We start from the raw sequence: 13,588 nt of genomic DNA, 5'->3' as shown, positions 1-13,588 counted from the left end.
GAACCAACGCTTTCGGAAGTGTGTATGAACGTAGCTGCCGCTCTACGCCGTCCGGCCTCCTACTACGCCGCCAGTACCCAGGTGACCCTCGCCCCGACGCCGCCGTTGGAAGGCGAGCAGCGTTTCGACGTCTGCGTGGTGGGCGGCGGCATCACCGGCTGTTCGGCGGCCCTGCATCTGGCCGAGCGAGGCTATAGCGTGACGCTGCTCGAAGCCGGCGAGATCGGCCATGGCGCCTCGGGACGCAGCGGCGGCCAGATCCTGCCCGGGCTGGGTACCGACATCGCCGTGGTCGAGAAGGCCCTGGGTCACGAGCGCGCCAAGGCGATCTGGGAGATGAGCCGTGAATCGGTGCGCCTGACCGCCGCGCTCATCGAGCGCCACGCGATTCCCTGCGATCTGAGCTGGGGCTACCTGCACGCCGCCGTCAAGCCGCGCCACGTCCGCGAACTGCGTGACTTCCAGACTTCCATGGCCGAACGCTACGGCTACGAATCGTTGCATCTGCTTGAAGGCGATGCGCTGCGCGAGCGGGTCGTCACCGACGCCTACCCGGCGGCGCTGTTCGATGCCGAGGGCGGTCACCTGCATCCCCTCAACTACACGCTGGGGCTGGCACGCGCCGCGCAGCGCGCCGGGGTCAGCATCCACGAACACAGCGCCGCCGTCGCCATCGAGCGGGGCGAGCCGGCCCGGGTGCGTACTGCCCAGGGCACGGTGACCGCCGATTACGTGGTGATCGCCGCCAATGCCTACCTGGGTGGCCTGGTGCCCGAGCTCGGCGGGCGCATCATGCGCGCCGCCAACTACATCGTCGCCAGCGAGCCGCTGAGCGAGGCCCAGGTCGCTCGGGTGCTGCCCCACAACGACGCACTCTCCGACGCCAATTTCGTGCTCGATTACTATCGCCTATCGGCCGATCGTCGGCTGATCTACGGTGGCGAGGTCAGCTACGACGGGCGTGAGCCGCGTCATCTCCAGGCCCGCATGGACGCCAAGATCGCGCGCTTGTTCCCGGCCCTGAAAGGGGTACGTATCGATTACCGCTGGGGCGGCGACGTGGCGATCACGCTCAACCGCGCTCCGGACTTCGGTCGCCTGGATGGCAACCTTTTCTATGCCCAGGGCTATTCCGGTCACGGCATGTCGCTGGCCGGGCTGGCCGGGCAGCTGCTGAGCGACGCCATCGCCGGCCAGGCCGAGCGCTTCGAGCTGTTTTCGGCCATGCCACACCGGCCCTTTCCGGGCGGGCGCTGGCTGCGTACGCCGCTATTGATGCTGGCGACCAGTTTCTACAAGTTGCGTGATCGCCTGTGAGACGCGCACTCCAGACGAGATCGCCTGCCGGCGCCGTCATGCCGTCAATAGTCGTAATACCCGTCAACGATAGGGAGAGTGGCGATGAGTGACCCCATGCCGGCTGCCGAGGCCGGATCCCGAGAGGCGGCGACCGGGGGCGCGACTGTGCAGTCGCGGCCCCGCGAGGCCTCATCCATCGAGCTCGAAGGATTGCACAAGCGATTCGGCCGCGACACCGTCGCCCTCGATGGGGTCGATCTGACCATCGAGGCCGGCGAATTCTTTACCCTGCTGGGGCCTTCTGGCTGCGGCAAGACGACTTTGCTGCGGATTCTCGCCGGCCTCGAGGAGCCCAACGACGGGCGCCTCAAGATCGGCGGCAAGGACGTGACCGATACGCCGCCGCATCGGCGCAGCGTCAATACCGTCTTCCAGTCCTATGCGCTATTTCCGCACTTGTCGGTGCGCGACAACCTGGCTTTCGGCCTGCGCATGCGCGGCGAGCCGGCCGCCGAGCGCAACCGCAAGGTCGCCGAAGTCGCTGAATTCATCCAGCTCGGCTCGCTGATCGAGCGCCATGTCGATCAACTCTCCGGCGGTCAGCGCCAGCGTATTGCGCTGGCCCGGGCGCTGATCTGCGAACCCGACGTGTTACTGCTCGACGAGCCGCTGTCGGCACTCGATGCCGGCCTGCGCGGGCAGTTGCAGGTGGAACTGCAGCGCCTGCAGAAGCGCCTGGGGATGACCTTCGTGTTCGTCACCCACGATCAGGACGAGGCGATGGTGATGTCGGATCGCATCGCCGTGCTCGACAGCGGCATCATCCAGCAGGTGGGCACCCCCAGCGAAGTCTACGAGCATCCCGCCAATGCCTTCGTGGCGCGCTTCATGGGACACGACAACCTGTTCGCGATCAGCCGTAGCGAAGCCGACTGGGTCGAGACCGAACTCGGCCGGCTGACCCTGGAGCCGGCCGAGCAGCGCGCGGAGCAGGACGGCTGGCTGTTGATCCGCCCCGAGACGCTGGAACTGGGCCCCGAGGTACCCGAAGGCTATAACCGCCTCGAGGGCATCGTCCGCGAGCGCCTGTATCGTGGCAGCCGCATCGAATACCGGCTCGAGGTCAACGGCCAGCCGCTGATGGCGATGGCCAGCAACCTGGGCCAGCGCATGCATGCCGTCGGCGACAGCGTCACCATCAGCGTGTGTCCCGAGGACCTGGTGCGCGTGGCATCCTGAGGAGAGCAGCATGGCCAATACACAGTTAGTCACACGTCGCCATGCGGTGGTCAGCGAGACCCGCCACCTGCTGTTCAGCGTAATGCCCGGCGCGTTATGGATCTTCATCTTCCTGGTGCTGCCCAGCCTGTATCTGATGGCGGTGGCCTTCATGACCAATGGCAGCTACGGGTTGCCCGAGTTGCCGCTGTCGCTGGACGCCTTCAAGCAGCTGGCCGGCTTCGGCTTTCTCGGCTGGAGCCCGGGGAATCTCTACACACTGCTGCGTTCGCTGTGGCAGACCCTGGTGTCGACGGCGCTGGTGGTCGTCGTTGCCTATCCGATCGCCTACTACATCACCACCTGCCGCGCGAAACTGCGCCCGCTGATGCTGCTGGCGGTGGTGGTGCCGTCGTGGACCAACCAGGTGATTCGCGCCTTCGGCTGGATGAACCTGTTGGCCCCGGGCACGCCGCTCTCCGATGCCGCTCAGGCGCTGGGGCTGATCGGCGACTACATGGGACTATATCCCTCCAACTTCGCGGTGACGTTGGGGCTGGTCTACAACTTCCTGCCGTTCATGGTGCTGCCGCTGTACGCGGCCTTCGAGAAGCTCGACGTCGCCCAGGTGCAGGCCGCCCAGGATCTCTACGCCTCGCCGATGCGGGCCTTCTGGCACGCGGTATTTCCGCAGACGCTGCCGGGGTTGCTGGCGGGCACCGTGCTGGTGGCGATTCCGGCCTTCGGCATGTACGTGATTCCCGAGTTACTCGGCGGCGGCAAGGGCATGATGCTCGGCAATCTGGTCGCCAACCAGTTCGCCGGCGGTTCCAACTGGCCGTTGGGCGCGGCGGGTGCGCTGCTGATGCTGCTGGCGACCTTCGTCGGGCTGTTCGCCATGCGCCGGATCGGCAAGCGGCTGGGCGGCGGCGAGGAGGTGGTGATATGAGAAAGCGCACCCTCAATCGCGGCCTGGCAGGCTTCTGGTGGCTGACCCTGATCTTCCTCTACCTGCCGCTGGCGATCGTCGTGCTGTTCTCGTTCAACTCGACCAACAGCGCCGCCAACTTCACGAGTTTCTCGCTGCGCTGGTACCACCGCCTGCTGGGCAACGAGCAGATCATCTCGGCGTTCTACAATAGTCTGGTCCTGGCCTGCGTGTCGTCGATAGTCGCGCTGGTGATCGGTTGCCTGATCGGTTATGGCATGTATCGTCACCGGCATCGCAAGCTGGGCTGGCTAATCGTGTTGATCTACCTGCCGATCGTGTTGCCGGACATCGTCTTCGGCATTTCGGAGATGGCCTTCTTCGTCCAGTTCAATCGCCTGACCGGGCTGCTCGAGCCGGGACTGGGGACGATGATCATCGCCCACGTGACCTTCCAGATTCCGTTCGTCGCGCTGATCGTCTACTCACGTTTCGTGGGTCTCGACCCGAGCCTGTTCGAGGCCGCCAAGGATCTTTACGCCTCGCCGTTCAAGCGCGCGCTGCACTTTTTGCTACCTACCCTCAAGCCGGCGCTGATCTCGGCATTCTTTCTGTCGTTCACACTGTCGATCGACGACTTCGTGATCAGCTTCTTCACCGCCGGACCCGAGAGCGCGACGCTGCCGATCTATATATGGGGCGCCATCAAGAAGGGCGTATCGCCGGAAATCAATGCCATAGCGACGCTGATGATCGGCGCGGTGGCACTGGCGGCGATTCTGAGTCTGCTGTTCAATCGTCAGGGGCGCCGCTAGGTGCGACTGCCAAACCTGGGAACCTAGGAGAACGACACCATGAAAACAATCACCACACGCGTCGTCACTGCACTGGGCGGCCTGCTGCTGGCCGGCGCGGCACAGGCCGAAGAGGGCAAGCTGTACCTGTTCAACTGGACCGAGTACATGGACCCCGCGATCATCCAGGCCTTCGAGGAAAAATACGATGTCGAAGTGGTCCAGAACTACTTCAATTCGCTGCCCGAGATGTTCGCCAAGCTCAACACCGGCGGGGCCTCCCAGTACGACATCATCGTGCCGTCCAACTACTATGTGCCGCGGCTGATCGAGACCGGTCTGGTCCAGAAGCTCGACAAGTCGAAGATTCCCAACTTCGACAACATCATGGATCAGTTCAAGGACACCGACTACGACCCCAACAGCGATTACACCGCCGCCTACCAGTACGGCGTCACCGGCATCGTCTACAACGCCGAGACGTTTCCCGACGCGCCCAAGAGCTGGTCGTTGCTGTTCGACCCCGAGGTCAACCCCGGCCGGCCGTTCGGCCTGATGGGTGACGGTCAGGTGAGCATGGGTGCCGCCTGCGCCTATCTGGGGCACGGCTATACCTGCACCGATCCCGACGCCTGGAAGGAGGCCGCCAAGCTGCTGCTCGACACCAAGCAGCGCGCCAATTTCAGCGGCTTCGTTGACGGCACGCCGGCGCTGCAGCAGCTGGCGCGCGGCGTCACCCACGTCTCGCTGTCGTACAACGGCGATTACCTCTTCTACAAGGAAGAGAATCCCGACTCCTTCGCCAACATCGAGTTCATGATTCCCGACGAAGGCACCGAGATCTGGGTCGACTCGATGATGATCCCTTCCGGTGCGCCCAACCCCGAGCTGGCCCACAAGTTCATCAACTTCATTCTCGATCCCGAGATCGGCGCTCAGCTGTCGAACTACAACTACTACTCGAGCCCCAACGAGGCAGCCAAGCCGTATCTCGAAGCGGTGCTGACCCAGCCGCCGGTGACGCCCAGCGATGCGGATCTCGAGCGGCTCTCCTTCACGCCCAGCCTGCAGGGCGACAAGCTACAGATGTTCAACCAACTGTGGACCGAGGTGCAGTCGCGCTGATCGACCGCGACGGGGCGACCCGTCGTCGAACGAACACGTGAACGCCCGATGACGCGTCCGGCCGGTGCAGCTCCGGCCGGACGGACCAGCACCGGGCCTGTCCCGGCCGACCAAGGAATCTTTATGAGCGAGCGTAGCGGCCATGAACTCAGTGAATGGTTTCATGCTCATGGCATCACCGAAGTGGAATGTCTGGTCAGCGACCTGACCGGGATTCTCAAGGGCAAGATCATGCCCGCCGGCAAGTATCTCAATGGCGGGCGTCCGCGGTTGCCCGATTCGATCTTCATCCAGACGGTGACCGGCGGTTACCCCGACGACGAGGATATCCGCTTCTGGAACCCCGCCGAGCGCGACATGCAGCTGGTCCCCGATCCCGGCGCCGTGTATCTGGTGCCGTGGGCCGACGACCCCACCGCGCAGATCATTCACGACTGCTTCTATCTGACCGGCGAGCCGGTGGAGCTGTCGCCGCGCAGCGTGCTCAAGCGCGTGCTGGCGCTCTACGAGTCGCGTGGTTGGCGTCCGGTGGTGGCGCCCGAGGTGGAGTTCTACTTGGTCAAGACCAATACCGATTCCGACTACCCGCTGGAGCCGCCGATCGGTCGCAGCGGTCGCCAGGAAAGCAGCCGGCAGTCGTTCTCGATCGATGCGGTCAACGAGTTCGATCCGCTGTTCGAGGAGATGTACGACTATTGCGAAGCGATGGATCTGGACCTGGATACCCTGATCCACGAAGAGGGCGCCGGCCAGATGGAGGTCAATTTCCAGCATGGCGATCCGCTCAAGCTTGCCGATCAGGTGGTGATCTTCAAGCGCACGCTGCGCGAAGTGGCGCTGCGCCACGGCATGTATGCCACCTTCATGGCCAAGCCGATGGCCCACGAGCCGGGTAGCTCGATGCACGTGCATCAGAGCCTGCTCGACATCAAGACCGGTCACAACCTGTTCGCCAGCGACGACGGCGAGCCCAGCCGGCTGTTCCATCACTTCATCGGTGGACTGCAGGCCTATCTGCCGGCGGCGATGCCGTTCTTCGCCCCCAACGTCAATTCCTACCGGCGACTGGTGCGCAGCGAAACCAGTGGTTCGGCGCCGGTCAATACCGAATGGGGCTTCGACAACCGCACCGTGGGGTTGCGCGTGCCGGTGGGCGAGGCCGTGGCAACCCGTGTCGAGAACCGCCTGGGCGGTGCCGACTGCAACCCCTACCTGGCGATCGCCGCCTCGCTGGCCTGCGGCTACCTGGGCATGCTCAGTCAGCTCGATCCGCGTCCGCCGATGGTCGGCTCGGCGTGGTCGTCGGGCAGCAAACTACCCGACGACATCGGCCCGGCGCTGGCCACGCTGCGCGAATGCAAGCCACTGGCCGACCTGCTCGGCGAACGTTTCGTCAACAGCTACCTGGCGGTCAAGCGCGCCGAGCATGCGGCCTATTTCGGCGTCATCAGCTCGTGGGAGCGCGAGCATCTGCTATTGCGGGTCTGAGACCCGCTTATCATTGAGCGAAAGGCGAGGGGGCAGCATGACGGCGTATCGATTAAGTGGCATTGCGGGTATCGCGCTGATGGGGATGGCCGCGTCGGCGGGCGCCCAGGAACAGCAGCTGAACCTGTTCAACTGGTCGGACTACATGGACCCGGCGCTCATCGAGGATTTCGAGCGGGAAACCGGCATCGAGGTGGTCGAAAACTACTACAACTCGAATGCCGAGCTGTTTTCCAAGCTGACCGCCGGTGGCGACTCGCAGTACGACGTGATCGTGCCCTCGGACTATTTCATGCCGCGGCTGATCCAGGCGGGCCTGGTCCAGCCGCTGGTCGGGGAGGGAGAGCATCTTGAGGGCCGCGAAGCGATCCTCGATGAGTTCCGCCAGCCCGCCTACGATCCCGACGGTCGCTACACCGTGCCCTACCTGTGGGGAACCACGGGAATCGTCTACAACCGCGAGATCTGGCCGGATCCCGAGCACAGCTGGAGCCTGCTCTACGATCCCGAGGTCAATCCCGATCAGCCCTTCGCGCTGCTCAAGGGCGACGCCCAGTTCACCTTCGGCACCGCCTGCGCCTATCTGGGCGAGGGCTTCGACTGCGTCGGCGAGGCGCCCTGGGTCAAGGCCGCACAGTTGGTGATCGAAACCCGCCAGCGTGACAACTTCGTCGGCTTCATCGACGCCACGGCGACCATCGAGCAGCTGGCGCGCGGCGTTATCCAGGCGGGTATCGCTTACAATGGCGACTTGGCCTCGAAGCAGGCGGAGTCGCCCGAGACCTATGGCAAGATCGGCTTCTTCATCCCCGAAGAGGGCGCCCAGCGCTGGGTCGATGTCATGGCGATACCGGCACGGGCGCCGCATCCCGAAGCGGCGCAAGCATTCATCCGCTACATGCTGCGTCCCGATGTCGCCGCTCGTCTGGCCAATTACAACTACTACACCACGCCCAATCAGGCGGCGCTGGAGCAGGTCGAGGATGTGCTGCGCAAGCCGCCGGTCATGCCCGACGCCAAGGCCCGCGAGGCGTTGATGGCCACCCCTTCGGTCGAAGGCCAGCAGTTGCAGCTGCTGCAGCAGTTATGGAGCGAGGCTCGCAGTCGCTAGCGACTCCCTGCCTTCGCCTTGGATCGACCCCCGTTTCGTTAGTTGGAGATTTTCATGCAAACGCCCGACACGTCCCACGTGGCATCCTATTATGCCGCTTCGGCCAATCCCGCTCCCGAGCGCCCGGCCTTGCAGGGTGAGGTGGACTGTGACGTGTGCGTGGTCGGTGCCGGCTTCACGGGGATTTCCGCCGCGCTGCACCTGGCCGAGAAAGGCTACAAAGTGATCGTGCTGGAAGCGGCGAAGATTGGCTTCGGCGCTTCGGGACGCAACGGCGGTCAGATCGTCAACAGCTACAGCCGCGACATGGACGTCATCGAGGCGCGCTACGGCGAGCAGACGGCGCGGGCGCTGGGCGACATGGCCTTCGAGGGCAACCGGATCATCCGCGAGCGCATCGCGCACTACGGCATCGCCTGCGATCTCAAGGAGGGCAATCTGTTCGCGGCGTGCAATGCCAAGCAGATGAAGGCGCTGATCGAGCACAAGGCCTTGTGGAAGCGTTACGGCCATGACCGGCTCGAGCTGCTCGAGGGCAAGACCTATCGGCAGGATATCGGCAGCGAGCGCTATGTCGGCGCGCTGCTCGACCATTCCGGCGGTCATCTGCATCCGCTCAATCTGGTGCTGGGCCAGGCCGCGGCGCTGGAATCGCTGGGTGGGACGATCCACGAGCAGACCCCGGTGAGCCGCATCGTGCATGGCGAACCGGTGCGGTTGCATACCCCCCAGGGAGTGGTCGTCGCCGAACGGGTGGTGTTGGCCGGCAATGCCTACATGAAGGGCCTGCTGCCGCAGATGGAGGGCAAGTCGATGCCCGCCAGCACGCAGATCGTCACCACCGCGCCGCTCGATGCCGCCCAGGCCGAGGAGATCCTGCCCACCGACCGCGCGGTGGAGGATTGCAATTACCTGCTCGACTATTACCGGCTATCCGCCGACCGGCGGCTGATCTATGGCGGCGGGGTCAGCTACGGCGGCCAGGACCCGGCGAGCATCGAGGGGGCGATTCGGCCCAAGCTGGAAACCACCTTCCCCCAGCTCAAGGGCGTGAAAGTCGATTACGCCTGGAGCGGGACCTTCCTGCTGACGCTCAACCGCCTGCCGCAGTTCGGCCGGATCAAAAGCAATGTCTACTACGCCCAGGGCTATTCCGGCCACGGCGTGACCTGCTCGCATCTCGCCGGACGCCTGATCGCCGAGGTCATGGCCGGCCAGAGCGAACGCTTCGATGCCTTTGCCGGCGTGCCGCAACTGCCGTTCCCCGGTGGCCGCGCACTGAGCGTGCCGCTGACCACGCTGGGTGCCTGGTACTATCGCATGCGCGACGCGCTGGGTATCTAGCGCCTCGAGCCGGCCGGCTGAATCGCAACCGCTACTGCAACAGGATGTGCCGTGGAAACATGGGTCTTCTCGCTGGTGCTTGCCGCCGCGGCCATGCACGCCGGCTGGAATGCCCTGGTCAAGGTCGGTCTCGATCGGCTTTCCGCGATCACCTTGATCGCGCTGTGTGCCGGTCTACTTTCGCTGGCGGCCTTGCCGTTCGTGTCGCCGCCCGGGCCTCCGGCGTGGCCATGGATGGCACTGTCGGTCGTGCTGCACATCGGCTACAACCTGTTCCTGATCCAGGCCTATCGCGGCGGCGATCTGGGCCAGGTCTATCCGATCGCGCGCGGCACGGCGCCGTTATTGGTCACTCTGGTCAGCCTGGCGGCGCTGAACGAGGGCCTCGCCCAACGCGAGTTGCTCGGCATCGCGCTGTTGATAGCGGGGATCTGGCTGATGGCGCTGTGGGGCGGGCGTGCCGGCCATGCCCGTCTGGCCCGCCGCGCGCTGGGCAGTGCCCTGACGACCTCGCTGTTTATCGCCGGCTATACGCTGGCCGACGGCGTCGGTGCGCGCGCCAACCACGATCCGTTGGGCTACACCTTATGGTTGTTCGCCATCAACGGCATGGCCATGCTGGTGGTGTTTCTCGGTTGGCGAGGCGCTTCGTCGCTGTCGAGGTTACTCGCCCATTGGCGCGGTGGACTCGCCGGTGGCGCGATGTCGCTGGGCGCCTACGGCATCACGATCTGGGCGATGAGTGTGGCGCCGATTGCGCTGGTGGCGGCTCTGCGCGAGAGCAGCGTGCTGTTCGCGCTGGCGATTTCCGCACTGCTGCTCGGTGAACCGCTGAGCCGCGGCCGCCTGCTGGCCGGACTGCTGATCGTCTCGGGCGTCATCGTCACCCGCCTCGGCTGAGTCGCGCGGTGGCTTGCGAGAATTGCGCAAGCAATATTGAAAACACCGTTCATAAACTGACTTTGCTTACGTTCTGACATAAACTGTAACCATCTCATCGCCTGAAGTTATCGGGTGCGATCGGAAGCCGCCGATCCCCCGGACACATCGCCATGCAGATCGCCGCTCATCATGTAGCGGCCGGCAGGCCCGCCGGATGTGGGCTTGCGGCCCGCACAATAACGTCATGCGGATGCATCAAGGAGGCGACTATGAACAAGTCGATCGTCGTGGGCGGCACACTTGCCGTGCTTGGACTGGGTGGGCTGGCTTTTGGTGCCTATCAGATGAACGAGGCGCAGGCCGAACCGCAATTCGCCCGGATCACCCAGGTCGACCGGGTCACCGAAACCGTCGAGACGCCGCGTGAGGTTTGCGAAGCCGTGGCCGTGACGCACCAGCGTCCGGTCAAGGATCCCAACCGTATCGCCGGCACCGCGGTCGGGGCGATCGTCGGCGGCGTGCTGGGCAACCAGGTCGGTGGCGGCAGCGGCAAGAAGATCGCCACTGCGGCGGGGGCCGTGGCCGGTGGCCTGGCCGGCCGCGAGGTCCAGCAGCGCATGCAGCAGGGCGAAGCCTACACCACCACCGAACAACGCTGCCGGACGGTTACCGATAGTCGAGAGAAGCTGATCGGCTACGATGTCGAATATCGTGTCGATGGAGAGGCCCATACCGCACGTCTCGACCAGGCGCCCGAAGGGGACCGGGTGGCGATGGTCGACGGTCGGCCGCAATGGCATGCCGATGCCAATTCCGGGTCGTAACGCATCATCCGCTTAACGAACAAGGCCCCGCCAGTGGCGGGGCCTTGTTCGTTAAACCGGGTCTCAGACGTGGCGCAGGTACCAGTCGTATTCCAGGGTGCTGACGGTACGCATCGTCTCGGCGCGTTCGGCGAGCCGGTTGGCATGAAAGACATGGTGGAAATCGCGGCCCAGGTATTCGGCCAGAATCTCGTTCTCGGCGAACAGGTCGAGTGCGCATTGCCAGCTATTGGTCAGCGTCGGCTCGAGCTGCTCGTAGGCGTTGCCCTCGATCGGCGGCGGAGGCGAGAGTTCGTTATTCAGGCCATGCAGGACCGAGGCGAGCAGCGTCGCCAGCAACAGGTAGGGGTTGGCGTCGGCGCCAGAGACCCGATGCTCGATGCGTCGCGCGGCGTTGGGCCCCGAGGGGATGCGCACCGCCACCGAGCGGTTGTCGTAGCCCCAGGAGGGGGCCATGGGCACGTAGAGACCGGCCTGGAAGCGGCGGTAGGAATTCAGGTTGGGCGCGAAGATGGCCATCGACGCCGGCATCAGCTCGAGCATCCCGGCGATCGATTGGCGTAGCGCCGGCGTGCCCAGCGGATCCTCGTCGGCGCTGGCGAATATGTTGTTGCCGGCCTCGTCGAGCAGGCTGATGTGCACGTGGGCGCCGCTACCGGCCTCGTCGCCGTAGGGCTTGGCCATGAACGTGGCCTCGAAACCGTGGTTGAGCGCCACGCCCTTGATCAGACGCTTGAGCAGCACGGCGCTGTCGCCGGCGCGCAGGGCATCGTTGCAGTGGATCAGGTTGATCTCGAACTGGCCCGGCGCACACTCCTTGAGCGCGGTATCCAGCGGCAGCGCCTGCTCGGCGGCGGCCTGCTGGATCTCCTCCAGGAAATCGGCATATTCGTCGAGTTCGTTGATCGAATAGAGCTGGCTCTGGGTGGCACGCTCGCCGGTACCGGGCGAACGCGGCGGCTGTGCCAGGCCCAGGTCGTCGCGACGCCGATCGACCAGGTAGAATTCCAGTTCCAGCGCCACCACCGGCATCAGTCCGCGTGCCTGGAAACGGTTGAGGACGTGGCGCAGAACCTGACGGGGATCGGCGAAGAACGGGCTACCATCGATCTCTTCCATGGTCATCAGAAGCTGCGCCTGGCGGCCTTCGCGCAACCAGGGCGTCGGGTGCAGCGAGCCGGCGATCGGCCGGCAGACCCGGTCGCTGTCGCCGCTGGAAAGCCCCAGCCCGGTCTCCTCGATGGTATTGCCGTTGATGTCCAGAGCGAACAGCGAGGCGGGCAGGTTGATGCCGTTGCGATACGCCTTGATCAGGTTGTCGCGAGGGATCCGCTTGCCGCGGAGTACGCCGTTCAAGTCGCTGATCAGCAGGTCGAAACTCTCGATGTCTGGATGGCGATCGAGAAAGCCCCGGGCTTCGGCCTGGGCGGGTGCGGACGTCATGGGGTGATACCTTTGTGCCGATGTTTGTCGTGCCTCGCTGCCAATCTTTTCGCCGTCGATGAATGTTGTCAAATTTTTTACGCGGCGATTGGCGTTGCTAACGCATGGTTTTACTGCCTGCATCCCGTGACTGGCTTGTTACAAGGTCTAATCTCGTCTTCAGGGAAGTGTCGATACCGGGTTGGCAAGCGCTCAGCGGGACGTTATGTTGAGAATAACACAACAAGTTGCTGCCCGAGTCGAGGAGTCCACTATGCCCCAGCGTCCCTTGGTGGGGGTGATAGCCTGCCGCCGCGAGGTCGAGGGCCACGCCGCCCATATGGTCACCGACAAGTATCTGCGTGCATTGCTCGATTACGGACTGGCGCCGGTGATGATCCCGGTTTGGGAAGAGGGTGTCGACGTTGCGCTGTTGGAACGCCTGGACGGGTTGCTGCTGACCGGTAGCTATACCAATGTCGAGCCGCAGCGTTATGGCGCGGTTCGCGCGGCCGAAAACACCCGCGACGATGGTGATCGCGATGCAGTGGCGATGGCGCTGATCCCCGCCGCACTCGACAGGAAGCTGCCGCTGTTCGGCGTCTGCCGGGGCTTCCAGGAATTCAACGTGGCCTTCGGCGGCAGCCTTTATCAGGCCGTGCAGAACGTGCCGGGCATGCTCGATCATCGCGAGCCGGCCGGCGACAAGGCCGCGCAATACGCACCGAGTCACGATCTGGCCATCGAACCGGGCGGGGCCATCGCCGCCCTGTATGACCGGCCCACGGCACGCGTCAACTCGCTGCACCAGCAGGGCATCGATAGTCTCGGCGCGGGACTGCGCGTCGAGGGTCGGGCGCCCGATGGCTTGATCGAGGCGGTGTCGGTGACCGGTGCCGAGCGCTTCGCGCTCGCCGTGCAGTGGCACCCCGAGTGGCAGCCGCAGGCGCACCCGCTCTACGATGCACTGTTTCGTGGCTTCGCAACCGCCTGTCGCGACACTCTGACCGAGCGCGACGTCGCCTGCCAATCGAATTCCCTGACTGGAGAAGTATTCAATGAGCGCTAACTTGAGCCATGCCGACTGGCAGCGCCTCGCCGGCGAGCTGACCTTCGAAACCCGCGCGCTGATCGGCGATGCCTTCGTCGAGGC

Annotated in this window: 12 protein-coding genes; 11 read left to right on the top strand and 1 reads right to left on the bottom strand. The window is 64.6% G+C overall.

All coding sequences use genetic code 11. From position 1 onward, the window contains the following. Positions 1-24: 24 nt before the first annotated feature. The 10 genes from R6258_RS08175 (at position 25) to R6258_RS08130 (ending at position 11,013) form a co-directional block, all read left to right on the top strand. On the top strand, positions 25-1,317 hold the full coding sequence (locus tag R6258_RS08175) for an FAD-binding oxidoreductase (protein WP_318449186.1): 1,293 nt from the start codon (positions 25-27) through the stop codon (positions 1,315-1,317). 84 nt (positions 1,318-1,401) lie between these two features. Further along, on the top strand, positions 1,402-2,538 hold the full coding sequence (locus R6258_RS08170) for an ABC transporter ATP-binding protein (RefSeq protein ID WP_318449185.1): 1,137 nt from the start codon (positions 1,402-1,404) through the stop codon (positions 2,536-2,538). Positions 2,539-2,548: 10 nt separating this feature from the next. Further along, positions 2,549-3,466, top strand: coding sequence for an ABC transporter permease (locus tag R6258_RS08165; RefSeq protein WP_318449184.1), 918 nt, complete (start codon positions 2,549-2,551; stop codon positions 3,464-3,466). Further along, the gene (locus R6258_RS08160) at positions 3,463-4,260 is read left to right on the top strand and encodes an ABC transporter permease (RefSeq protein ID WP_318449183.1); all 798 of its coding nucleotides are present in this window, start codon (positions 3,463-3,465) and stop codon (positions 4,258-4,260) included. The genes R6258_RS08165 and R6258_RS08160 overlap by 4 nt, the downstream gene beginning before the upstream one ends. 39 nt (positions 4,261-4,299) lie before the next feature. Beyond that, positions 4,300-5,364: a spermidine/putrescine ABC transporter substrate-binding protein gene (locus tag R6258_RS08155; protein WP_318449182.1), complete on the top strand. Its 1,065-nt coding sequence runs from the start codon at positions 4,300-4,302 to the stop codon at positions 5,362-5,364. 123 nt (positions 5,365-5,487) lie between these two features. Then, positions 5,488-6,852 carry a glutamine synthetase family protein gene (locus R6258_RS08150; protein ID WP_318449181.1) on the top strand — a complete coding sequence of 455 codons (1,365 nt, stop codon included), beginning with the start codon at positions 5,488-5,490 and terminating at the stop codon, positions 6,850-6,852. A gap of 37 nt (positions 6,853-6,889) precedes the next feature. After that, on the top strand, positions 6,890-7,963 hold the full coding sequence (locus R6258_RS08145; protein ID WP_318449180.1) for a spermidine/putrescine ABC transporter substrate-binding protein: 1,074 nt from the start codon (positions 6,890-6,892) through the stop codon (positions 7,961-7,963). A 54-nt stretch (positions 7,964-8,017) separates the two neighbouring features. After that, entirely contained in the window at positions 8,018-9,307 is a 1,290-nt protein-coding gene (locus R6258_RS08140; RefSeq protein WP_318449179.1) for an FAD-binding oxidoreductase, read from the top strand. A gap of 51 nt (positions 9,308-9,358) precedes the next feature. Next, positions 9,359-10,207, top strand: a complete 849-nt coding sequence (locus R6258_RS08135) for an EamA family transporter (protein WP_318449178.1) — start codon at positions 9,359-9,361, stop codon at positions 10,205-10,207. A gap of 251 nt (positions 10,208-10,458) precedes the next feature. Next, positions 10,459-11,013: a glycine zipper 2TM domain-containing protein gene (locus tag R6258_RS08130; protein ID WP_318449177.1), complete on the top strand. Its 555-nt coding sequence runs from the start codon at positions 10,459-10,461 to the stop codon at positions 11,011-11,013. Between the two features lie 63 nt (positions 11,014-11,076). Here the strand turns inward: R6258_RS08130 and R6258_RS08125 are convergent, their stop codons facing one another. Beyond that, entirely contained in the window at positions 11,077-12,456 is a 1,380-nt protein-coding gene (locus R6258_RS08125) for a glutamine synthetase family protein (protein ID WP_318449176.1), read from the bottom strand. A 253-nt stretch (positions 12,457-12,709) separates the two neighbouring features. Here R6258_RS08125 and R6258_RS08120 point away from each other — a divergent pair, with 253 nt between their 5' ends. Further along, complete coding sequence (locus tag R6258_RS08120; RefSeq protein ID WP_318449175.1) at positions 12,710-13,504, top strand: gamma-glutamyl-gamma-aminobutyrate hydrolase family protein; 795 nt, start codon at positions 12,710-12,712, stop codon at positions 13,502-13,504. Positions 13,505-13,588 lie beyond the last annotated feature (84 nt).

This window comes from Halomonas sp. HP20-15 (assembly GCF_033446685.1).
Classification (GTDB): domain Bacteria; phylum Pseudomonadota; class Gammaproteobacteria; order Pseudomonadales; family Halomonadaceae; genus Modicisalibacter.
Note: the sequence above shows the minus strand (reverse complement) of the source record. Positions and strands in the feature narration are given on the sequence as shown.